The 23,482-nt window shown below is 42.7% G+C and carries 20 protein-coding genes and 3 tRNA genes; 11 read left to right on the top strand and 12 right to left on the bottom strand.

Annotation, left to right across the window (positions count from 1 at the left end; translation table 11 throughout):
• Nucleotides 1-20 precede the first annotated feature (20 nt).
• The gene (gene folD, locus F612_RS0104960) at nt 21-881 is read right to left on the bottom strand and encodes a bifunctional methylenetetrahydrofolate dehydrogenase/methenyltetrahydrofolate cyclohydrolase FolD (protein ID WP_019556648.1); all 861 of its coding nucleotides are present in this window, start codon (nt 879-881) and stop codon (nt 21-23) included.
• A 307-nt stretch (nt 882-1,188) separates the two neighbouring features.
• On the opposite strand from folD, the gene F612_RS0104955 reads away from it, so the two are divergent.
• The 11 genes from F612_RS0104955 (at nt 1,189) to glnT (ending at nt 10,196) form a co-directional block, all read left to right on the top strand.
• Nucleotides 1,189-1,265, top strand: a tRNA-Pro gene (locus F612_RS0104955).
• 78 nt (nt 1,266-1,343) lie between these two features.
• Nucleotides 1,344-1,420 (top strand) — tRNA-Arg (locus F612_RS0104950).
• 39 nt (nt 1,421-1,459) lie between these two features.
• Nucleotides 1,460-1,535 (top strand) — tRNA-His (locus F612_RS0104945).
• Between the two features lie 339 nt (nt 1,536-1,874).
• Nucleotides 1,875-2,570 (top strand): type 1 glutamine amidotransferase, encoded by a 696-nt coding sequence (locus tag F612_RS0104940; protein ID WP_019556647.1) that lies wholly within the window; start codon nt 1,875-1,877, stop codon nt 2,568-2,570.
• A 471-nt stretch (nt 2,571-3,041) separates the two neighbouring features.
• Nucleotides 3,042-4,055, top strand: a complete 1,014-nt coding sequence (locus F612_RS0104935) for a fatty acid desaturase family protein (protein ID WP_019556646.1) — start codon at nt 3,042-3,044, stop codon at nt 4,053-4,055.
• A gap of 19 nt (nt 4,056-4,074) precedes the next feature.
• Nucleotides 4,075-4,857, top strand: a complete 783-nt coding sequence (locus F612_RS0104930; RefSeq protein WP_019556645.1) for an N-acyl homoserine lactonase family protein — start codon at nt 4,075-4,077, stop codon at nt 4,855-4,857.
• A gap of 5 nt (nt 4,858-4,862) precedes the next feature.
• Nucleotides 4,863-5,711, top strand: a complete 849-nt coding sequence (locus tag F612_RS0104925; RefSeq protein ID WP_019556644.1) for a sugar phosphate isomerase/epimerase family protein — start codon at nt 4,863-4,865, stop codon at nt 5,709-5,711.
• Between the two features lie 58 nt (nt 5,712-5,769).
• Nucleotides 5,770-6,624: a DMT family transporter gene (locus F612_RS0104920; protein WP_019556643.1), complete on the top strand. Its 855-nt coding sequence runs from the start codon at nt 5,770-5,772 to the stop codon at nt 6,622-6,624.
• A gap of 191 nt (nt 6,625-6,815) precedes the next feature.
• Nucleotides 6,816-7,793 (top strand): ABC transporter substrate-binding protein, encoded by a 978-nt coding sequence (locus tag F612_RS0104915; RefSeq protein ID WP_019556642.1) that lies wholly within the window; start codon nt 6,816-6,818, stop codon nt 7,791-7,793.
• Nucleotides 7,794-8,045: 252 nt separating this feature from the next.
• Nucleotides 8,046-8,825, top strand: a complete 780-nt coding sequence (locus F612_RS0104910; RefSeq protein ID WP_019556641.1) for a creatininase family protein — start codon at nt 8,046-8,048, stop codon at nt 8,823-8,825.
• A 9-nt stretch (nt 8,826-8,834) separates the two neighbouring features.
• Nucleotides 8,835-10,196, top strand: coding sequence for a type III glutamate--ammonia ligase (gene glnT / locus F612_RS0104905; RefSeq protein WP_019556640.1), 1,362 nt, complete (start codon nt 8,835-8,837; stop codon nt 10,194-10,196).
• Nucleotides 10,197-10,440: 244 nt separating this feature from the next.
• Here the strand turns inward: glnT and atzF are convergent, their stop codons facing one another.
• The 11 genes from atzF to F612_RS0104850 form a co-directional block, all read right to left on the bottom strand.
• On the bottom strand, nt 10,441-12,237 hold the full coding sequence (atzF, locus tag F612_RS0104900) for an allophanate hydrolase (protein ID WP_019556639.1): 1,797 nt from the start codon (nt 12,235-12,237) through the stop codon (nt 10,441-10,443).
• Nucleotides 12,237-15,866, bottom strand: a complete 3,630-nt coding sequence (uca, locus tag F612_RS0104895; protein ID WP_019556638.1) for an urea carboxylase — start codon at nt 15,864-15,866, stop codon at nt 12,237-12,239. Before uca ends, atzF begins: the two co-directional genes overlap by 1 nt.
• A 139-nt stretch (nt 15,867-16,005) precedes the next feature.
• Complete coding sequence (locus tag F612_RS0104890; protein WP_019556637.1) at nt 16,006-16,662, bottom strand: urea amidolyase associated protein UAAP2; 657 nt, start codon at nt 16,660-16,662, stop codon at nt 16,006-16,008.
• On the bottom strand, nt 16,655-17,422 hold the full coding sequence (locus tag F612_RS0104885; RefSeq protein WP_019556636.1) for an urea amidolyase associated protein UAAP1: 768 nt from the start codon (nt 17,420-17,422) through the stop codon (nt 16,655-16,657). The genes F612_RS0104890 and F612_RS0104885 overlap by 8 nt, the downstream gene beginning before the upstream one ends.
• A complete protein-coding gene (locus tag F612_RS0104880) occupies nt 17,419-17,898 on the bottom strand; it encodes a CopG family ribbon-helix-helix protein (protein ID WP_019556635.1) in 480 nt (159 codons plus the stop codon). The genes F612_RS0104885 and F612_RS0104880 overlap by 4 nt, the downstream gene beginning before the upstream one ends.
• Nucleotides 17,898-18,827: an ABC transporter ATP-binding protein gene (locus F612_RS0104875; RefSeq protein ID WP_019556634.1), complete on the bottom strand. Its 930-nt coding sequence runs from the start codon at nt 18,825-18,827 to the stop codon at nt 17,898-17,900. Before F612_RS0104875 ends, F612_RS0104880 begins: the two co-directional genes overlap by 1 nt.
• Nucleotides 18,828-18,839: 12 nt before the next feature.
• On the bottom strand, nt 18,840-19,832 hold the full coding sequence (locus F612_RS0104870) for an ABC transporter permease (RefSeq protein ID WP_019556633.1): 993 nt from the start codon (nt 19,830-19,832) through the stop codon (nt 18,840-18,842).
• Between the two features lie 212 nt (nt 19,833-20,044).
• Nucleotides 20,045-20,320 (bottom strand): (2Fe-2S)-binding protein, encoded by a 276-nt coding sequence (locus tag F612_RS0104865; RefSeq protein WP_019556632.1) that lies wholly within the window; start codon nt 20,318-20,320, stop codon nt 20,045-20,047.
• Nucleotides 20,321-20,487: 167 nt separating this feature from the next.
• Entirely contained in the window at nt 20,488-21,330 is an 843-nt protein-coding gene (locus F612_RS0104860; protein WP_019556631.1) for an MYG1 family protein, read from the bottom strand.
• Between the two features lie 217 nt (nt 21,331-21,547).
• Nucleotides 21,548-21,928, bottom strand: coding sequence for a thioredoxin (trxA, locus tag F612_RS0104855; protein ID WP_019556630.1), 381 nt, complete (start codon nt 21,926-21,928; stop codon nt 21,548-21,550).
• A 48-nt stretch (nt 21,929-21,976) separates the two neighbouring features.
• Nucleotides 21,977-23,386: a class II fumarate hydratase gene (locus F612_RS0104850; protein WP_019556629.1), complete on the bottom strand. Its 1,410-nt coding sequence runs from the start codon at nt 23,384-23,386 to the stop codon at nt 21,977-21,979.
• Nucleotides 23,387-23,482: the final 96 nt, after the last annotated feature.

Below are 23,482 nucleotides of genomic sequence, written 5' to 3'. Positions count from 1 at the left end.
AAAGAGTCCTTTAAAGTAACTTAAACTTTACACTCCAAGTGATACGCGACTTGCATGGTGTTCTGTAGCAAAGTCGCGATGGTCATTGGGCCAACGCCACCGGGTACGGGTGTTATCCAACCCGCACGTTCCTTTGCAGTATCAAAGTCTACATCGCCACACAAAGTTCCATCATCTAAGCGGTTGATGCCTACATCGATCACGATTGCTCCTTCTTTAATCCACTCGCCTTTGACCATGTTAGGGATACCAACCCCGACCACCACTAAATCTGCCTCAGAAACTTTCTGAGCCAAATCTTTCGTCGCACTGTGACAAACGGTAATGGTGGCACGCGCATTTAATAACTCAAGTGCCATTGGTACGCCGACAATATTGGACGCGCCCACGATAACGGCGTTCAAGCCACGTAATGGAATGCCGGTCTTCTCTAACATCGTCATCACACCATGTGGAGTACAAGGTGCTAACTGTAAATTCCCGGTGGCTAAGCGACCGACATTGTAAGGGTGGAAACCATCAACATCTTTACAAGGGCTGATACGTTCAATAATCGGCTCAGGGCTGATATGTTTTGGAACGGGTAGCTGAACAATAATTCCGTGAACGGTCTCATCGGCATTCAACTTATCAATCAAAGCCAACACTTCTTCTTGCGTTGTTTCAGCAGGTAACACAACCGAGACATCATTAAAGCCCGCTTTTTCACAAGCAATTTTCTTGTTACGAACATACACCTGAGAAGCTGGGTCTTCGCCGACCATAATAACCGCCAGGCCTGGTCTTGGCTTGCCAGCCGCAACTTGGGTATCAACTTCTTGTTTAATCGAATCACGCAATTCAGCTGCGATCGCCTTGCCGTCTAAAATTTTTGCAGACATTTTAGTCTCCTAGGTAAGAGTGATGTTAAATAGTTGCCACTATAATACCCGAATTATTTTTTTTTTCATCCCCAAAAAAAAGGCGGTTTGTTGAACCATTTAAAAATCCCAAATTACACTAATTGGCCAAATTACAGTAAAGAATCAATGGTTTATTTTAAAAGTGCAAGCAATCAGCTATCAACTTTAAATCTGACATCCTTATAAGGCGCGCTGAAGGCACTCTAAAGCGCTAAAAAACTATAGGTTGTTTCGTTTTATTTGTTGACAGGGATAGGGCGTCTCTATAGAATACGCCACAACATATCGGAGTGTAGCGCAGCTTGGTAGCGCACCTGTTTTGGGTACAGGTGGTCGGGGGTTCAAATCCCTCCACTCCGACCATATTCTTATTAGCTTGCGGGTGGAAACAGTTCATCTTCAGGCCAATAGTCAAAAGGTTCGACGAAAGTTTGACAAAAAGCGCCCATAGCTCAACTGGATAGAGCATCGCCCTTCTAAGGCGAGGGTTTCAGGTTCGATTCCTGATGGGCGCACCATTTACTTGTTGTCTATTTTCAAAGTAAATATCTACTATGGCGGGCGTAGCTCAGTTGGTAGAGTCCCGGATTGTGATTCCGGTTGTCGCGGGTTCAATCCCCGTCGCTCGCCCCATTTTCTTCTCGTTTTCAACGCTCTATAATCAAAAAACTCTTCTGATCTTTACAGAATATATTTCATGCGACTTGTGTGTCATTGTTTGTGAGAGAGTCACTCCCATTCTATATTTTTCCAATCTTTATATTGGGCAAGTATGCATCTGATTGCTAAGTCTAAAATAGGTTCGCTAGAGCATCACAGCCCGATTAGAAAATATTATCAATACATCAACAAAGAGATTAGTTTAAGGTGACTCTTTAATGAACCACCAAGGTGTAAATGTGTTTATTTGACGATCTGTTTATGTAAAACACTTATCATATGATTAAGGTACTGTTTGTTAAAGGGTGAGTTGTGAAAGTTTTAATACTGCAGCATGGTGCACATGTAGATGCTGGAAGCATCTTAAATTGGTGTGCAAAGCGTAATGCCGAAATTTCATTTATTAAATTATATGAGTCCAATCCGCAATTTGATCTCACTGAGAAATTTGACTTAATGGTCATTTTGGGCGGCATTATGAGTGTAAATGACGAGAATGAATTTGCTTGGCTGTCGTCTGAGAAGATATTTATTCGTCAGATGATTGAGTCCAATATCCCCATTTTGGGAATCTGTCTTGGGGCTCAGCTTATTGCGACTGCATTAGGTGTCACAGTAAGTGCAAACCCTGAATCTGAAATTGGTTGGCATAGTGTCCGGAAGACATCAAACGTCAAAAACGTTTTCCAGTTTCCAGAAGCCCTAGAGGTATTTCATTGGCATAATGAAACTTTTCAACTCCCGCCAAATGCTATTCGGTTCGCTGAGAGCGATGCTTGTAACAACCAAGGCTTTCAAATCGGTGACCGAGTTATTGGTTTGCAATTTCATCCAGAAGTGACCTTAGAAACTATTGGGCTATGGATTGAGGATGAAGGGTCTTCTCTGCAACCAAGCCAGTTTGTACAAACATCTGAGAAAATGAAATTACTTGCGGAAGATTTATTGCCCGCAGGCCAAAAACTATTGGATCTTATTCTCGATTATCTCGTCAAAGTGAAATCATGATGATGAACGCTTTAATCTATTAATGAAGTTTTTGTCTTTTAACATGACCAGACCATGTAAAAAAATAGCTGTTCTTAATACCTATCTGTACCTCATTAAATCGCTCTCACTTTTCTAAAATTCTTATCTTTAAGCAAGCCTTGAATTGATGCTTTTGCAATTTATTCAGACCCTCTCATTAGACAATTTACAAAGACTCATTACAAACTTTTTAGGCACCAAATAAGTGCGATTTTATGAATTAATGACCATTAATGAGGAGATTAAGCCTGTAAAAACAGTGGTTCTTAGCTTGGTATGTAAAATGCTTTAGTATTACTTATTAATTAAATCGTAATATTTTAATAGCCTGTTTTCAGGTCTTTAAGCGCGGATTCTACAAAGCAACCTGGCCTGATGGTGTGTACTGTTTTTCCTCGATATTGAATGTTATCCGCAAACGCGCTTTGTGAGCTATACAAGGAATGTGTCATGTCTAAAGAGAACTCGCTATTTCGTTATGACGATGCCTTGTGGCCCAATGTATGGGCTTTCCTCTATGTGATTGTAGGGTATTTTGCTGGTTTTGGACTGATTTTAAGTGGGGCTGTTTGGCTGAATCTATTAGGTATTGTTTGGTTGGGACATGCGATGGTGATTGCCGCCTATTTAATCCACGAGGTTGCACATCAAAGTCTGTTTAGGCACAAAAAACATAATCAGTGGTTGGGAGAGATTCTTTTATGGATAACGGGGTCCAGCTATTCTAATTTTGATGATATCTCACATAAACATAATCGCCACCATTCTGATCGCGCAGACATTGTCTCTTTTGATTTTCGTCCTCACCTTGCAAAACATCCACACTTTTTAACGTTGTTAAAGGGGCTTGAGTGGGTCTATATTCCCGCTTTAGAAATAGTGATGCACACACTGGTAATTATCTTACCGTTTATAAAATCCAGTCGTAAAAAACGTCGGCCACGAATCGTGCTTGTATTGATCTTGAGAGTGGCTTTCTTTTGGGTGTTAGCTTCAATTTCTATAGATGTACTTTGGCTCTATCCGTTGGCTTATTTGTTGTTTTTAACGGTGATGCGTTTTATGGATGTGCATCAACATACCTATGACGTATTTGAAACCCTTGATCAAAAACGTGGGCCCGAGGCGAGGTTAAGAGATGCCGAATTCGAAGCACATAATACCTATTCGAATCTGCTGTCTATAGAGTATCCATGGTTGAACCTTTTAGTATTGAATTTTTGTTATCACAATATCCATCATAGTCACCAGTTACAGCCCTGGTATCGACTGCCCAAATTACATGCTCAAAAGTATGGTTCTGATGAGCAACAGGTTTTAACCTTTAAGCACCTAATTAAGAGTTTTCACCGTTACCGTATCCCTCGGGTTTTGAATGGCGACCCAGTCAATTTACGTGTTAAAGACAATGAGGGAGAGACCTTTATTGGGGTGGATGGTGTCTCTTTTTTAACCGCCCACTAAAGTTGCAGAGGCTTACTAGATGACTCAAGTTAAAAAATTTTGGCCAATCTTAACAGGTCGACATACCTATGAGAAAACACTCTCGACCCGAGGTCGTGGTCAGGGTGAAATCATAAAAGCACCTATTCTGGCCTATTTAATTGAAACCTCGCAGGGTCGAGTCTTATTTGATGTTGGCTGTGATTATCAAAAAATCAGCCAGCCTAAACAGCGTGAATTGTATTATGAGCATGAAGGCTTTCCATTTGGGCCACCAGAGATGAGTGAAGAAGAACGGCTGCCTAATCGATTACAAGCACTGGGTCTGAAAACTGAAGATGTGGATGTGGTATTTTGCAGCCACCTGCATTTTGATCATGCAGGTGGATTATGTGAGTTTTGTCATGCAGAAGTGCATGTGCATACGCTCGAGATGCAAGCGGCTAAGGAGTCGGCTGATGAAGCCTATTTTGCCTCTGACTTTGACTTACCTTTGAACTGGACGTTACAGACCGGAGAGTACGATTTAGCACCAGAGATAAGTGCCATTGAAACTCCAGGACATACCGCAGGTCATATGTCTATGTTAGTTGAACTTCCTAAGGGTAAACCCATCTTGCTTGCGGGGGATGCAGCGGATTTAATGGAAAATATTAACGATGAAATTGCGCCAGGACTGTGTTGGCAAGACAATGATTTGATGGCTGTTGAGAGTATTCGCAAGTTAAAAACAATCAGCAAACAGGCACAAGTGCAGCTTTGGCCAAATCACGATTGGGCTTTTTTCCAAAAACATAACGTCTTTCCTGGCTATTTTGAGTAATTCTTATGCATTTACAAACGTTCAAAACACTCTGGGGCAATGCCCTAACGATTCACGAAGCTTGTCAGCAAGCACATTTAGCTCACTTTGATGGTATTGAGGGGCAAGCTCCTGTAACGCAAGATGAACGATTGTTATGGCAAGATGCGCTAGAGCAGAATCATTGTTCGTATATCGCAGAAGTTGTCACGGGCGGGGATTTTGTACCTAACCGTCAATGGAGTTTGCAACAGCATTTAGATGACTTAGCCGAGCAACTAGAAAACGCTTTATTATTGAAGCCTTTGTTTGCAACGGCGATTACGGGGGTTGATGCTTGGTCAGAAACTCAATCAATTGAGTTCTTTCAGCAAGCGATGAAATTGGCAGATGAAAGCAATATTGTAATAAGTTTTGAAACCCATCGCAGTCGTAGTTTATTTAACCCTTGGGTAACCAGGAGGGTTGTGGAGGCTATTCCAAATATAAAACTGACGGTGGACATTAGTCATTGGTGCGTGGTTTGTGAAAGATTGATGGATTCCGAAATCGAGACTATGCAAGCTATCGCAGGCAATATTCATCATATTCATGGTCGAGTTGGTTATGACCAAGGCCCGCAAGTACCTCATCCCGCCACCCCTGAGTATTCTGAGGCTTTAAGATCACATCAAGTAATCTGGGAGATGTTTTGGCAAGCACAGGTAGAAAGTGGCTATGATTTTACGACCTTAACGCCTGAGTTTGGACCTGATGGGTATTGTCATAAATTGCCTTTTACGCAAGCGCCCGTCGTAGATATTTGGGAGATTAATCAGTGGATGAGGTTAACCGAATCCGAACACTTCAAACAGTTTTCTAAGCAGTACAAATAGGGAGGTAAAACCTCCAATCTTCTCTCTGGTTTTTCTTATATTTTAAGGGTGTTTTATAATGCAATCTTATGCTGTTGTCGTTTTATTTGCGGCTTCTGTTCTATGGGGTTTGAGTTGGCTACCGCTTAAATATTTAAATCAACAAGGGTTTGATGGCATAGAGCTAACGCTGTTTCTCTATCTAATCATGTTTGGTTTGATGTTGCCTTGGCTCTGGGCTAAGAGGGGTCAGATTAAACCGCATTGGAAGGTCCTGCTTGGAGTTGCTCTGTTAGGCGGGGGCGCGCAGTTGGCGTTTAATACCGCGCTCATTTATGGTGAAGTCATTCGAGTCATGGTGTTGTTTTATCTGGTGCCGATTTGGGGCGTATTAGGGGGGCGACTATTTTTAGGTGAGAATATTGATAAAGGCCGGTGGCTAGGAGTTGGCTTAGCCATATCGGGTGTCTTTTTAATCGTCGGAGGTATGAATGCCTTTCTTGAGCCACCCTCTTGGATAGATGGTTTGGCACTGCTTTCGGGCTTTCTTTTTGCTATGAATAATATTGTCTTTAGGGTCTCTCAAGCGGTCTCCATTCGGCTTAAGATAACCTTTATGTTTCTGGGATCTGTTATTTTGGCGGCCACCATTCTCTTGTTTCAGGCTGAACCACCAGTCTTTAATGTGAGTGCTTCTGCTTGGGGGATGCTATTTTTATATGGTGCAGTTTGGATGATGTTTGCTAATTTTGGAACGCAATGGGCCGTCACACATCTTGAAGTGGGTAGGTCATCTATTATTTTAATTATGGAGTTAGTTACAGCCATTGTCTCGGCAAGTTTGATTTTGGGTGAAACCATGTTGCCAATTGAGATGTTAGGTGGCGGTTTGATTTTGATTGCAGCATTTATTGAAGCGAGGCGTTCTTCTTAAGAATTGCACCATTTAAATCTTAGGAGTTCTATTAAAGTGCGTTATCTAGCAGATTTTAAGGGTAGTAATAGTGTTATTTTGATATAACTATTTGTTAAATAGGCTAAATTTATAGTTGGTTTGTTATATGCTTTTTCTTTATTACTAATAATTTAATTCGTAATAACTTAAGTAGCTAAGGTGGTGTAATAATGATCTCTCGTAGAAAAATATTAGGTGTTTTTGTTGGTTTAGTTCTTTCTGGACAGGCCTTTTCTGTTAGTGCTGAGCCTTTAAAAATTGGTTACAGTGACTGGCCAGGATGGGTTGCTTGGGAGGTTGCTGTTGAAAAAAAATGGTTTGCCGAAGCAGGCGTTGACGTTAAGTTTGAATGGTTTGATTACGTGGCTTCTATGGATGCTTTCGCGGCAGGTCAACTTGATGCAGTCGGCATGACTAATGGTGATGCATTGGTTACTGGAGCAACAGGCGCACAAAGTGTTATGGTTATTATGAATGACTATAGTAATGGTAATGATATGGTGATTGGCGCACCGGGTATTGATTCTATTAAAGCCCTAAAAGGAAAGAAAGTCGGTGTAGAAATCGGATTTGTGAGCCATCTATTATTGTTAAATGCACTTGAGAAGAATGGCATGACAGAGTCAGACGTGACACTGGTCAATGTACCAACTAATGAAACACCGCAAGTCTTGGCTTCGGGACAAGTTGATGCGATTGTGGCTTGGCAGCCAAGTTCTGGTTCTGCTTTAGAGTTAGTCCCAGGTTCTTCAAAAATTTATACTAGTGCGGATGAGCCAGGTTTAATTTATGACATGCTAGCGGTTTCGCCAAGTAGCTATGCTTCAAAACGCGCAGAATGGGAGAAGGTTGCAAAAGTTTGGTACAAAGTGGTTGATTATATTAAAGATCCAAAAACAACAGACGATGCTGTTGCGATTATGGCTTCTCGTGTAGGACTGTCGCCAGAAGTGTATAAATCATTCATAAAAGGAACCAAAATATTAACGTTAGAAGAAGCAAAATCGCTCTATAAAAAAGGGCCAGGTTTTGACTCCATTTATGGTTCATCAAAGCTTTCTGATGACTTTAACGTCGCCAATAAAGTGTATGACAAGCCACTTGATATTGACTCTTATATTGATCCTTCATTAACGCTTGGCCTATAACGTCAAGTTTTAAGATCAGATTGATGAAATAAGATTTTTAAAAATAAGCTTAAAATTAGGAATGTAAAGTAAGTCTTCTATTTGCTTTACATCCCCTTAAATCACTTTTTAATCCAGCTGTTATGAATCTCATAATGGCTTACTCCTATTAACCCCACAAATAATGTTCACCTTCCTATCACTTCTTTTTTATGGAGATTCGGATGGGTGTACCTTTTTTATTGCTCGGACAAAATGAGCGGGGAGAAAAATATGAACCTATGGCATCAAATGACATGGGAAGAAATCGGTCAACTGACTGAATCAGGCATGGATGCCGCCTTATTACCAGTAGGCGCAACCGAGCAACACGGCCCACATTTAGGCTGTGGAATGGATTCAGAAATTGCTGAACGACTCAGTTTACAAGTCTCTGAAAACACTCAGATTGCCTTGTTACCTACCTTACCTTACGGTTGTTCAATCGGACATTCCAAGCGTTGGCCTGGAACGATTGCTTTACAGCCTAAAACTCTAATTGATGTGGTTAAAGAAATTGGCGATTGGGTGCATGCATCGGGCTTTAAGCGTCTGTTTATTTTAAATAGCCATGTTTCTAACTTTGCACCTTTACGTTGTGCCCTCGAGATGTTGAGGGCAGAGCATGATGGATTTATGGTCGCTATTATTAATTCAGCCACGGTAAGTGATCGCGTGAAAGAACGACATTTTGAAGATGCTTTCGATTGGCATGCTAATGAGGCAGAAACCTCATTGATGATGGCGGTTGCACCAGACCTTGTCAGAGAGGATCGTTTATTAGACAGCGATGATCCTGATAGAACGGAAGACTGTGTATTTTCGCACCCTGTTAATCGCACCAGTCTAAATGGTGTGACAGGAAAGCCTAGTTTAGCCACGGTTGATAAAGGTCAAATGCTCTTTGATTGGATGGTTGAAGACTTGTCCAATTTAGTCATCAAGGGGCTACAAGAAACAGCGCCATTAGCAGAAAGTTATTTTAAACACACCCAATCAAGTAATGGAAAGTAGGACGTTATTATGAACAGTCAATTTAATATAAAAGAAGTACAAGCAGATTTGAAAGCAAAAGGAGTCAAGTATTGTCTAGGCGCTTATGTTGATATACATGGTATTCCTAAAGGTAAATTTGTACCAATCGATCATTTCCCTCAGATGGTTAAAGGGTCCGAACTCTATACAGGCTATGCCGTTGATGGACTCGGCCAAAAGCCTAATGAAGATGAAATTGCCTCTGTGCCAGACTTAAACAGCTTAATCCAACTGCCTTGGCAACCTGAAGTTGCTTGGATGGCGGCTGACAATACCCTGCATGGTGAACCCTATGACATCAATACGCGTGTGGCTTTGAAAAAGGTATTGGCAGAAGCTGCGGAAATGGGCTTTGGATTTAACTTAGGTATTGAGTGTGAATTATTCGTTGTAAAAGAAGAGGCCGATGGTTCTTTATCGATTCCAGATAAAAATGACAATCTAACGAAGCCTTGTTATGACGTGAGTAGCTTTATGAATCGTTTTACCTGGATTGATAAAATGGCAACCACCATTGATGATTTAGGCTGGGATCTCTACTCTTTAGATCACGAAGATGCCAACGGTCAGTATGAGTTCGATTTCAAATACAGTGATGCATTGACCATGTGTGACCGTTTTATTTTCTTTCGTTATATGGCCAAACACTATGCGGCTGAAGAGGGTCTTTTAGCGACTATGATGCCTAAACCGTTTGCCGATAAAACAGGCAATGGCGCGCATTTTAATATGTCGTTGTTTGATTTAGAGAGCAAAGAGAATCTTTTTGAGTATGATCCTAAAGACGATCCACGTGGTTTAGGATTGACCGAGATTGGTTATCACTTTATCGCGGGTGTATTAAAGCACGGTCCTGCTTTATGTGCGGTCTTCTCGCCAACGGTAAACAGTTACAAACGTTTGGTCAGACAGGGTGATATGGCGACCTTTTCATGGGCGCCAGTCTTCAACTCATTTGGTTCAAACAACCGTACCAATTCCGTACGTATTCCTCTGGGCGGCGGCCGTTTTGAAAACCGTAATGCCGATGGAGCCGTCAATCCATATCTGGCGGCTACCTTAGTGTTGGCGGCTGGGCTAGAAGGGATTCGTGAAAAGCTAGATCCAGGGAAAGCACAAGAAGATAACCTGTATGACTTAACAGAAGCAGAGCGTACTGCACGTGGTATTGAGTTTTTACCACAAAATCTTAATGATGCCGTGCAAGCGTTCGCAGATGATCCGTTTGTTGAGAAAGTACTCGGGAAAGGACTCAGTGATGAGTTTATTAAATATAAAAGAGCAGAGTGGAATGATTATCATCAAACAGTTTCTGCTTGGGAAATCAAACGTTACAGTAACCTGTTTTAATAGATAATTACTATTGAATACGCTTAAAGCGGCCCTCGTGGTCGCTTTTTTGTGTCTGATTTAAGCCTAAGAATAATTATGATTAGGCCTGGCCAGTTAAACAGGCCAGAAGTTTGGGCATGATTTAAGATGACTATTGATAGGATTGGGCAATAAAAAAGCCCTTAACCAGAATGGTTAAGGGCTTTGAATGCTGATTTTTTTTCTCGGGTTTCTGAGTCGATGAAAGCGATTCAACAGTCGATTACTCAGTAGCAGGTCGCTCGGCCATCCAGTTACGCCAACCACCTGTATGAGAAATATCTGTTGCGCCTTTCAGTCCCCAAGGTTCGCAGATAAAACCGACGACTTGTGAACCATCAATCAACTCTACCTTACCTAACCCTAAAGGTGAGGGGATCAACGCCAGGAACGACCCTAAATGTTGTTTAGGCATCGTCCAGACTTCAACTTCAATCGGCTGACCGCCTTCAGTGGTTTTAACCAGGCCTGGTTTCAGAATTGGCCCGCCTAGCAGTTCATAAAAGTTGTATTTAGCCGCTGTCTTTGTGGTTTTGAGCAGTTTTGCACCGCGTTCAACCAATTGTTTGTTCAATGGGAAACCGATCAAATGTGCCCCCACCACCGCTAAAGAAATAGAATGTTTATTTTCAAACAGGGCTGGTTGATGAGTCGGGACAGGCGTATTTTTAGCGCCAGCACAGCTATTAAATTCGCCCTGCAATTGATCGGCAAGTTGTAACAATTGGCGGTCACTGCCTGCGGGTGCAAATAGCGTGATGCCTGTGGGTAAGTCATCTTTTCTAAAACCGGTTGGCAGGGCGAGAGCGGCGTAGTCAAGAAGGTTCATGAAATTGGTGTAGGTGCCTAAAATAGAATTAAATCCAATCGGGTCTTTTTCAAGTTGGGCTTGGCTGAAAATACTCGGAGTGGTCGGTGTTATCATGCAATCGACACTCTGCCAGAGGTCTTGGGTTTCACTTTGGGCCTTCTGCAGGGCATATGAACCTTTATAAGCATCTGCGGCACTGAGGCTTCGTGCCCCAGCAATAATCGTGCGCACTGTGGGATCTATTTTGTCTTCATGTCTATTCAAAAAGTCTTCGATTGCGACATAGCGTTCGGCAACCCAGGCACCGCCATAAAGCAGCTTAGCTGTGTCTAACCACCGTTTAAAAGGGATCTCTTTGATCTCATAGCCCATCTGTTTAAGTTGATGGATTGTGGCGAAAAAGCTTATTTCAGCCTTTTTATCGTCATTAAAAAAAAGGCTGGTCTCATCAGGTATGCCTAAAATAGGTTTTGCACCCCAAGCGGGTGGCATTAAGGCGTTTTCATCGCGACTGTATTCATCTCTCGCGTCCACTTGAGCGGCCACATCAAACACCTGGTAAGCATCCTGGGCATTGAGCGCGAAAATGCTGATGACATCTTGAGAGCGAACCGCTGGTACGACACCTGAAGTGCTCAATAAGCCTTTAGAAGGTTTAAGGCCAATTAAATTATTAAAGGCGGCCGGTACTCGTCCGGAACCTGCTGTATCGGTGCCTAAAGAAAAGCTGCATAGGTTTAGCGCTAAAGACACTGCCGAGCCTGAACTAGAGCCGCCTGAAATCATGTCAAAATCGAATGAGTTATGACAGACACCATAAGGAGAGCGAGTGCCGACCAAGCCTGTTGCAAACTGATCCATATTGGCTTTTCCAATCGGGATCGCACCGGCTTCAATTAGCAAGCGAACCACTGTGGCCGATTCTGTCGGAGTATAGGCATATTCAGGACAGCCAGCGGTGGTTGGAATGCCGATTAGGTCGATATTGTCTTTAATGACATACGGAATACCCCATAGAGGCAAATTATTGCGCTCAGTTTTCTCAAGTGCTGCCAAGTAAGGTTCTAATTCAGTATCACTTAAAACATGGATGAAAATATTGTGATCATCATAGTTTTCAGCGGCTTGTTTTATGTGCGAAATGACTTTTCTAGGCGTCAATTCTCCCGAGGCATAGGCTGCTTTAAGTTGTGGAAGTCGTAAGTCCATTATTCACTTACCTCCATCACCAGCAGGGCTTGACCATTTTGAATGAGGTCTTTTTTATTCACCAAAATTTCAGTAATGATGCCGTCAAATTCGGCTTCCACAGGAATCTCAATTTTCATGGTTTCTAAAATGGCAATGATGTCACCTTCCTTTATTAGATCACCTGGTTTGACAGTGATTTGCCAGACACTCCCGGTAATTGGGGAAAGGATGGCGACAAACCCTTCTGGAATTTCGGCCATTGGCTCATTTTGCACTTCGTCTTGCGCAGACGTGGTTTCAAAATTAGCTTGTCCTGTGGCTTCCCAATCCAAACGTTCGGCTTCAAATGCGGCTTGTTGTGTGGTTTTGAAGGCTTGAATACTGTCAGATTCTTCAGATAAAAAAGCCTGGTACTTGCTTAAAGACAAAGTGGTTTCTTCAATAGAAATATCGTAACGTCCCAGCGGGAAATCTAGTCTGGCTTGGGCGAGTTCGGCTTCACTGACTGGGTAATATTGTATTTGGTCAAAGAATTCTAGCAACCAAGGTTTGCCTTCTGGGAAGAATGGCGTGGTGTGATAAGGGTTCCACATTTGAATGGTGCGCCCTACAAATTGATAACCACCAGGGCCTTCCATACCGTAAACACACATATACGCGCCGCCAATGCCTACGGCATTTTCAGGAGTCCAAGTACGTGCCGGGTTGTATTTTGTGGTGACTAAACGGTGACGAGGATCGAGTGGTGTGGACACTGGCGCACCTAGGTAAACATCGCCCAGCCCCAATACCAAATAGCTGGCATCGAAGACAATTTTCTTGACCTCTTCAATTGAGTCCAAACCGTTGATACGGCGGATAAAGTCAATATTACTTGGGCACCAGGGCGCATCAGGACGCACCGATTGCATGTATTTTTCAATCGCCAACTTGGTGCTGGAATCATCCCACGACAATGGTAAGCGTACAATGCGACTCTTAACCGTTAAATCTTTGGCAGAAGAAATCTCTGTTTCTAATGCAACCAGCTTTTTAATGATGTCGGCTTGTGAAATCTGTCGAGGATTATAGTGTACTTGTAGAGAGCGAATCCCCGGCGTTAAATCTCTGAGGAATGACCAGGCCTGGTCATTATCACTTTTAAGTAATTTCAAGCGTTCAATCAAGACTTGAATACGGAAGCGTAATGCTAAATCAAGTTCCATCGCGCCATATTCAATAAGGACGTGACTGTCACCTGAACGACGATATTTCACACCGAACTCATGGTCTTTTGACGAAATTTCATGGGCTAAACAAGATTGTTCGGTTGGCGAATCTAAAAACACCAAGGGTTTTAAAAGGCTTGCATCTAATGTTTCAAGTGAATTCTCGTAAGCCTTTAAAGCCGCTTCAGCGGTTTCAGTAGAGACGGCTTTAAAACGAATTTTATCGCCAGGACGCAATTGTCCCATCTTCCATTGTTCGGCTTCGATAATGGTCGCAGGGCAGACGAATCCGCCTAGGCTTGGCCCATCTTGCGCTAAGATAACCGGCATATCCCCCGTGAAATCGATGGCACCAATCGCATAGGGATTGTCGTGAATATTGGAAGGATGCAAGCCTGCTTCGCCCCCAGAATCACGTGCCCATAAAGGTTTCGGACCAATTAAACGGATGCCGGTACGACTTGAGTTATAGTGCACTTCCCAGTCGGTTGAAAAAAAGCTTTCAATGCCTTCAGCGGTGAAAAAATCAGGTGCGCCTTGTGGGCCATAAATGACGGCTATTTCAACGTGATTACTGATTTTTGGTAGAAGATTCTGAGGTAGATTCTGTGTAAAAATAGCGTCAGACAAGTTTTTATCAAGATGCAATACATCGCCAGTGCGTAATAGACGCCCTCCATGTCCCCCAAATTTACCCAGTGAAAAGGTGGTTTTACTGCCCATATAATCTGGCACATCAAAACCACCTAACACCGCTAAATAAGCGCGTTGTCCAAGGTCTTTAATGACTTTGGATTTAAGCTGTTGGCCGGCTTTAACAGTGACCGCCTGATTTAAAGGAATGGGTTGCTTATCCAACGTCGGTTGAATATCCGCACCGGTGATACAAATAACGGTATCACGGTCAAAATTCAGGCTGACGCCCGAAACCGTCATTTCAATGGTTGCGGCTTCTAGCGGGTTGTTTAAGCAACGGTTGGCCAAACGGTGTGAAAGCGCATCCATTGGCCCAGAAGGTGGTACACCAATATCCCAAAAACCGACACGACCAGGATAACTCACCAGCATGGAATGAGTACCCGCATTGGTGACTTCAACTGAAAAAGGAGCATATGTAAAGCGGTTGAGAAATTGGGTGTAAAGGTTATGACCGTCAATAAACTCAGCCGATTCACTGAGCGCACCTAAATAAGAAATATTGGTTTCGAAACCATCAATACGGGTTTCGTGCATGGCTTGTTGCAGGTTGTTAACCGCTTCGGTTCGATCTTTGCCGGTGACAATGATTTTGGCCAACATAGGGTCATAAAAAGAGCTGACCTCTTGGCCGCGAGAGCACCAGGTATCGACACGACAGTTCTTTGGCATCTGCCAACCCGTTAATTTACCAGAGCTTGGTAGAAAGTTTTTAAACGGGTCTTCGGCATAGACACGAACTTCAATCGCATGACCTTGTGCAGGTTTGACCAGGCCAGGTAGTTTGGCTTCATAAGCCACTTTTACCATCCACTCAACCAGGTCTACACCGCGTACCGCTTCGGTAATGCCGTGTTCAACTTGGAGACGTGTATTCACTTCTAAAAAGTAATATTGATTTACATCGGTGTCATAAACATACTCAACCGTACCCGCAGATCGGTATTTGACCAATTTACCCAAACGTACTGCATGCGCTTCCATCTCAGCAACTTGTTGGCGATCGATTCCGATAGCAGGCGTTTCTTCCACGACTTTTTGGTTACGACGCTGTAAAGAGCAATCACGTTCTCCAAAAGAGACCACATCGCCTAAACCATCACCGAAAATCTGAATTTCGATATGACGTGCATTGACCACAAATTTTTCCACAAAAATACCCGCTTGACCAAATGAGTTCTGGCTCAGGCGTTTGACTTGCTCAAAGGCATCTTCTAAATCTTGAGCGGTATCACATTTTTGCATGCCAATACCACCGCCGCCCGCGGTACTTTTTAGCATCACTGGATAACCGATACGCAAAGCTTCAGACAGAGCATGTTCTATGGAATCGAGCAAACCAGAACCTGGAAGTAGGGGGACTTTAGCTTCAATGGCTAAATCGCGAGCGGTATGCTTTAAACCAAAATCACGAATATGGTGTGGCGCGGGCCCTATAAAACGTATGCCTAACGCTTCACAACTTTCTGCAAAACCGTCATTTTCACTAAGAAAACCATAGCCAGGATGAACCGCTTCAACACCCAGTTCGCGCGCTTTTTCAAGAATAAGCGGCACATTTAAATAGGTTTCAGTTGCAACATTACCCTCTAAGAAAATGACTTCATCCGCCTGTTGTACATGCAATGATGCACGATCGGCATCTGACGCCAAAACAACAGAGGTGATGTTCATCTCTTTTAAAGTGCGAATAATACGGGTGGCAATTGCACCGCGGTTGGCAATAAGTACTTTTTTAAACATAATCTATTTCCTTGTTCAGCTCGTTCTGAAGAAGTATTCACCAGGCCTGGTCAATCAAAAGATGACGGGGGGTGAGTCTATGGCTGTTATTGCGACTATTTTTAGAGTCTTGCTTTAGTTTTTTGTGTGATGAGGAAGGTTATTCCCAAATTACCATCTCTACTGGGGTTGGGTTGTAACCATTGCACGGATTGTTGAGTTGTGGGCAGTTAGAGACTAGGACTAAAGTATCCATGTGCGCTAACATCTCGACATAACGACCCGGAGCTGAGATACCATCATCAAAATCAAGATGACCTTCAGGTGAGACAGGTACATTCATAAAAAAATTGATATTGCTGGAAAGATCGCTTTTGGTCATCGCTTTTTGAGAATAACAATCACACTCTCCTAAAGCGGTTAAAAAAGAGTCCCTGCAGGAGTGCATGTGACGTTTTTCAATGGCATAACGCACCGTGTTACTCTCTGCCGAACAAGCCCCACCAATGGTGTCATGGCGACCACAAGTGTCATCCACAATAGTGAGCATTGGCTTCACTAAATTTGAACGCAATACGGAACCTGTCGTCAGGTAGATATTGCCCTGCTCGCGAATGGTATCGGTCGCTGAATAACGTTCAGAGTGGTTATGAGCATTATAAAAAAGGGTATCAACGGCTTGGTTGCCTTCTAAATCGACAATACGAAAGTATTGCCCAGCTTTAACTTCATGCATCCAAGGTGTGCCTGCCTCAACCACTTCACGATAGGCAATCCGGCTTTCATCAAATCTTGGCTTTTTTATAGGGTTAGGCATCAGGATTCTCTCCGTAGAAAATTTTGGTGTTGTAATAAGCGCGTTCGTTTTCGGCACGGTACAATCGACTGGCATCATCGGTTTTTACAGGCTGTGCTTTGACAACTCTCATCTCAATGGGTTTAGGTGCATATTCAGGGTTAGGATCAAGCGGATGTTGTGCGGTCGATAGACAAACAATCGCGTCCATTTCAAAGCGCAAATCAACATAATTCCCCGCTTTGGAATTGCCTGCTATAAACGTCATGCTGCCGTCATTTTCCACTCGTACTTTACTGAACCAATTGATGTTTGGCATCATGTCACTGGCATTTAAACCCCATTTTCCGAGTTCATTGATTAAGCTGTCATAGCCGTTTTTATAGTAGTCATCTTGGGCTTCTTGATAGGTTTTCTCACCGTATTTTTTTTGTAGCATTGAAGCATTGGATAAACCGCCAAGTGTGTCATGCCAGCCACAGCTATCTTCAATTATGGAACAGACAACCCTTCCCATATCTGTAAAACACATATTGGGTTTGGTTAAAAATGCAGTTTTTTGCGCTTTAAGAGTATCTGGCATGTTGTAACGCTCGTTTTTCACTTCCAGATTGTTCAACAACATCGCTACATTACAACCGCCTTCTAAATCGGTTAGGCGCAATACCGTGCCACGACGAATCACGCCGGACCAATGCGCACCGCCAGGAAGTCTTTCAGACCAGATGAAGTCAGTTGGCGGAATAATTTCTAAAGAGCGCTTTGAATGGTGTTCAGTCATAATGACTTCTCCTTTTTTGAACTGGATACTGGGGTATAAATAGCAGGAAGCGCTGAGTGGGTGAGATAGAGATTGCCTGTTTTGACCCCGCGATGAGAGAGCATATCTTGACTGATTCTATTTAAATCTTGAGCTCCACCTTGCATCAGTATGACCTCAAGCGTCTGTTGTTCCATCAACTGACTTTGCGTGGATGAGATGATTTCAGCAACATGCAGGTGTTTTAAATGATTCAATTTGAGTTGTAGTCCAGGTACAGAGTGGTCATATACCATGGTCAGTGTGCCCGCCATGATTTCATTGGTGAACTCTTGGCGATAAGAAGAGACTTCTTTTTGAATCATTTCAGCAAGTAGCGCAGAGCGGTTATTAAAGCCCCGTTTAATGACCAGTTGGTCTAAATCTTCTAAGACTTTAGCTGGCAGTGAGGCGCTGGTTCGCACTAAGGTATGATTGGTTTTGGCATTTTGAGTCATTAAAATATATCCGGTACTTGGGCATTAACCGATACGAGGCGTACCATGCTAAGCTTTTCTTCGAAATCGAGTTCTGGTTGTGGAGGGTGTACCAGAGTTTCTAAATAATCTTTGGTTGCCATAAAGGCGGGACTTAATAAGGTATCTTCTGCGCGCGGCCTCGGTAGAGGTACATTGAGTACCTCTCTCACCTGTCCTGGGTTAGCATCTAACACTAAGATGCGGTCTGCGAGATAAATAGCTTCATCTAAATCGTGGGTAATAAAGAAAACAGTAATATCAATGTTCTGCCAAATCTCAAGAAGATACTGCTGCATTTTAAGTCTATTTTGAGGGTCTAAAGCCGCGAAGGGTTCATCCATTAACAAGATTTTAGGCTGATTGGCTAAGGCACGAATAATTGCAACACGCTGTTTCATTCCGCCCGAAAGTTGATGCGGATAAGCATCTAAAAATGGTGTTAAACCGACTAAATCGATCCATTGAAAGGCTTCGGATTCAGCGGAATTTCTGGACATGCCTGACTGGGTTAAGCCAAACATAACATTGTGTTTGACTGACATCCAAGGAAACAGAGAGTAGCTCTGAAACACCATGCCTCGATCTGGACCGGGTTCCGTAACATGTTTACCATCTACCAATATGTGGCCAGCTTCTTGCGTTTCCAGTCCTGCAATCAGTCTCGCTAAAGTCGATTTGCCACAACCAGAAGGACCAACGACACAGATAAATTCACGTTTATAAGCGGTAAAATCAATCTTATTTAAAACCTTGTTAGTTTTACCTTTATGTTCAAATGATTTATCCAGCCCCTTCACTTCTAAAGTCTTAGGACGCTTTAAAATGCGTTCATTTCGATCTTGAATCTCTGCTGTTTGCCAAGAATTTAAAGGGTGGGATTGTTGCTCTACTTGTGTTTTATTCGTCATATTTGTCACTCCTTATTGGCCATCTTTCCAAGGAAACAGACGTTTACCCAATTTAGCTAAAATCATATCGGTGGTCACTCCAATCAAGCCAATAATTAAAATGGCTGCAAAAACATTATCAAAGTTTTTATAGCGTGCTTGTTGAGTAATAAACCAAGTGATTCCTGAGCTTGTTCCAACCAGTTCAGCGACAATTAAATAGGTCCACGCCCAACCGAGCAGAATGCGCATATCGCGAAGCAGGTCAGGCATAATGCCTGGTAGAATTACTCTACGAATCAAAGAAAGACCTTTACAGCCTAATGTCAGAGAAGCCTCTATAAAGGCCATATTTAACGTACGAGTTGTATTGGCGGTAATGAGAACCATTTGAAAAAAAGTACCAATGAAGATAATGGCGATTTTCGGCGCATCATAGATCCCTAAAATTGCGACCGCTAAAGCGCCAAAAGCGGGTGCTGGTAAATAACGGAAGAAGTCTGTAAAGGGTTCAATTAAACGCGAAGCCGAATCATAGGTGCCAGCCATAATACCTAAGGGTAAGCCAAACAACATCGCCCAGAAAAATCCCCAAGCTATAATTTGTATGGAATGCCCTAGACTCTCATGAAACCAAGGCTCATTTGTGCGTTTTGGTGGGGTGGTAAAAGCGGTATAGAGCGCGGTAGCGACTTCATCGGGTGCAGGTAAATAAACAGGATTACTTGGAAATCCTACTGGCAACTTTAGGTTTTGAGGTAGAGTCTCTGTGGAACTTTTTTGAAGAGTGCGTATTTTTTCAACCTCACGGTCATAAATATCTCTATCAATCAATGTACCTACCTTAAAATAACTGACATCGCCTGGTTCGGTGATTTCCATCTGTGGATGCCAGATATAAGGCGAATAACTCACTAAAGACCAAAGCAGTAGTGGAATGGCGAAACTGGCAATCGTTAACCAATTTCTAGAGCGTCTATCTAGTGGAACGCGAGGGGTAGTCCAGGATTTCGAAAAAATAGCCATTCATTTCTCTCAAGTAGTTTTATTAAGGCTTTAAACTTAGCGGTTTAATAAAGTATTACGATTTTATTAAATAGTAATAAGCAATTGGTGTACCAATACTAAATAGAGAGTTTTTTCAATAGGTTGTGGCAGGAGTTGGTATTTATTGGATTGTAAACTAGCTTGATTGGTTCAAAATGGTGCTGGAAGCGCACCAAAGGAATAGGTGTTCATCATTTAGGGAAAGGATCGTGAGTTATATTTTCGGACGCAATGGGAGTGCTCTCTGTATCCTCAGATAAACACTCTAAAAGACGTTGTACTTGACGTTTGCAACAGCCATTGCCATCAGTGGCATAGGTTTTTTGACGTACTTTTTCGAGCGTATCCGCTCCTTCATCAATGGCTTGAATGACATCAATTCTAAGCACATCATTGCAGACGCAGAGGTTACGTTCCAAATCTCTGGTGAGTATTTCTGGTAATTTATTTAAAGCGTCTTCTATCATCTATAAGTCATCAACGGTTTATCAGTCACGGATTATTTGCTAAATTTAACAATGACTCTAATAGGTTAAGTTTAAAGGAAAGTTCTAAAACCGACCAGGCCTGGTCGGTTTTAATTTAGATTAATTAACGCGTTGAAAACTTGTTTTGTAAGCCTGGAAATGTGAATTTAATGGCTTTTCGCCATAAACAAAGCGCTTTCCAAGCTTAAGCAAACCGACATGAAGCCGGACTTATGACAAAAAATAGTGTCCGTTAATCCCGTGGCTTCATTGAGCTCAATATCTCTTAACCCGCGAAACCTTTCAGGCAGATGATTCTCTTTACCATTACAGAAAACACCAAATTGCTCCGCACTTCTTGGATAGACAACACGGGTGATTTCTGGATGTGAACGGATAAAATCTTTGAAAGGTAGGTTTTTTTCGAGTGTGAGAATCCCAGCCTCAACCTGTTTAGCACAGGCCTCCAGTTCAACCACCACTTCGGCTTCTTTTATTGCGGCTTTAATAAAATTATTTAGGATACCGGTTGTAAAACTGACCGCTTCATTAAAGGCCGCCTCTTGTTGCTCAGCCTCATCAGAGGAGGATGCATTCATCATGCCGACTAACATTGAGACCGATGGGCGAGGGTCTTCGGTGAACAGACCGTTATCAACCGCGTCTATGTCACGGATGAGTTTCTGATCGACCCATTGCAATGCAAACTGTTTTTCATAATCGCCTTCCAGGCCTTTTTTGGCCAAAATGCGTGCGCCAAAATGTTCCCAAACCAATCCTGCCGTTGCATACGGCGTACCATCCTCTCTGGCTCTGGTAAAACTATTTTGATGGTGGTCGAAGCGCAATGTTTCTGGATTATATTCAGCCCCTACATCCAACACTATGTCGGCTTTTTGAATAATTTCGTCCTCCCTTGTGCGAGTGACTTCTCGGTCTTCAATCATTAATATCATCGATATTGCAAAGACTTCGTCGGCGTGAAATCGACCTGAATGGGTTACGAGCATACTGTTTTCCTTTTGTATATGACGGGGGTTTTGGAACGACGTTTAAAAATTATGGCTATGTTAGCTTATTTTGGCTTTATTATCCGCAACTAAGGGCTTTGTGGGCTGGTTTTCTCTGCCGTACATGAGAGGGGTTTGGTCAAGAGGGCTTGGGAGGGGAGTTCCTACAAAACGTGGTGGTTGCTTTGTAGGATCAGTAGAGCATTCGCTGAGTGAATTAAGCTTCAGATTCTTGTTTAGCTTGAGCCACCGCTAAATCTTTATGAACTTGCTCCATATCGAGTTCAAGTAATTGCTTAATGCCGTCTTCTAAGGCATTACCTGGTATTGCGCCTGGGTTTGAGAAAACGACAATGCCTTGACGCATAAAAGTGATCGTCGGAATAGAACGGACTTGGAACATACCTGCTAACTCTTGTTCTTCTTCGACATTTACTTTGCAGAAAGCAATGTCAGGATGCTTTTCAGAAATGTCTTCAAAGACAGGGCCGAATTGCTTACAGGGCCCACACCATTCCGCCCAAAAATCTAAAATAACGATTTCATTATTTTTGATGGTTTCTTCAAATTGATCCGTTTTTAAGTTGATAACAGCCATATTGATTCCTTTTGGTTTTTAAAAAATAATGCTATAAAATTGGGATGTTTAAATCTTAGGATTACCGCCTTCTGTCAATAAGGCAGGATCTAAGTATTGTTTTAAAGTGGCTTCATCCAAATCGGTCATCTCCAAAGCAACATCTAATACAGGCTTTCCAGAACGATAAGCCTCTTTGGCAATAGCCGCACCTTTCTCATAACCGACAACAGTATTTAAGGCGGTCACGAGAATAGGATTTACATCTAAGGTTTTTTGAAGGTTTGTCTGATTAACGGTGAAACCTTTAATGGCTAAATCGGCCAGTTGTACAGAGGCATTTGCGGCAATCTCAATGCTTTGTAGTAAGTTCAGCGCAATCATGGGTAGCATAACATTCAACTGAAACGTGCCTGACTGAGCACCCACTGTAATCGCGGTATGATTTCCCATAATTTGTGCGGCAACCATTGCGACGGCCTCTGGAATGACAGGGTTTACTTTTCCAGGCATGATCGAACTGCCTGGTTGTAAGGCAGGCAGTTGAATTTCACCCAAACCTGCTAGCGGTCCTGAGTTCATCCAGCGTAAATCATTGGATATTTTCATCAAACTTGCCGCTAAGACATTTAATTGACCGCTTAACTCTAATGCAGTATCTTGAGAGCTTAAGCCAACAAACAGATTTTCCATCGGTTCAAATTTGATGGCCGTTATGGTCGCTAAGTTAGCGGATACGAGTCGTCCAAATTCTGGATCGGCGTTAATTCCAGTACCAACCGCGGTTCCACCTTGTGGTAATCTTTGAATGCGTTTTCGTGTCTCGCTTAAACGGCTAATATTATCCGTAATTTGAACGCGCCAACTTGAAAGTTCTTGGCTCATTTTGATCGGCATGGCATCCATCAAGTGGGTCCGGCCTGTCTTAATGATGTGGCTTAACTCATTTTCGCGGTCTTCAATGGTGACAGCTAAGTGTTGCAAGGCAGGCAGTAAGGCTTCTTCTAGAGCGATCGCTGCGGCAACATGAATGGCGGTTGGAATGACATCGTTTGAACTTTGGCTCATGTTGATATCATCGTTCGGGTGAATCTCCACTCCAGTCAATTGTTTGGCTAGAGAGGCGAGCACTTCATTGGCATTCATATTGGTACTGGTGCCAGAGCCGGTTTGAAAGACATCAATGGGAAACTGTTCTAGATAATGACCCTGAATGACTTCTTTTGCCGCTGTTTGGATGGCAGCCGCCTTCTCATTGCTTAATAAACCCAGTTCATTGTTACTGCTTGAACAGGCAAACTTAACGTAACAAAGCGCTTTAATGAACGCTTGTGGCATAGGTATGCCACTGATAGGGAAGTTATTAATCGCACGCTGAGTTTGAGCGCCATAAAGGGCATCGATTGGAACTTCTAAGCTCCCCATGCTATCTTTTTCAATTCGGGTCTGGGGTGGTTTGTTATTTACTGACATAGGCATTAGAAGGGTCTTTTAATATAAGTGATTGAAGGTTATTCGTGGTTTAATAACCTATAAATAACATTGAATGGGACTCATTTTACGCCTGTTTAATTC

It is taken from the genome of Thiomicrorhabdus arctica DSM 13458 (assembly GCF_000381085.1).
GTDB lineage: Bacteria > Pseudomonadota > Gammaproteobacteria > Thiomicrospirales > Thiomicrospiraceae > Thiomicrorhabdus > Thiomicrorhabdus arctica.
Note: the sequence above shows the minus strand (reverse complement) of the source record. Positions and strands in the feature narration are given on the sequence as shown.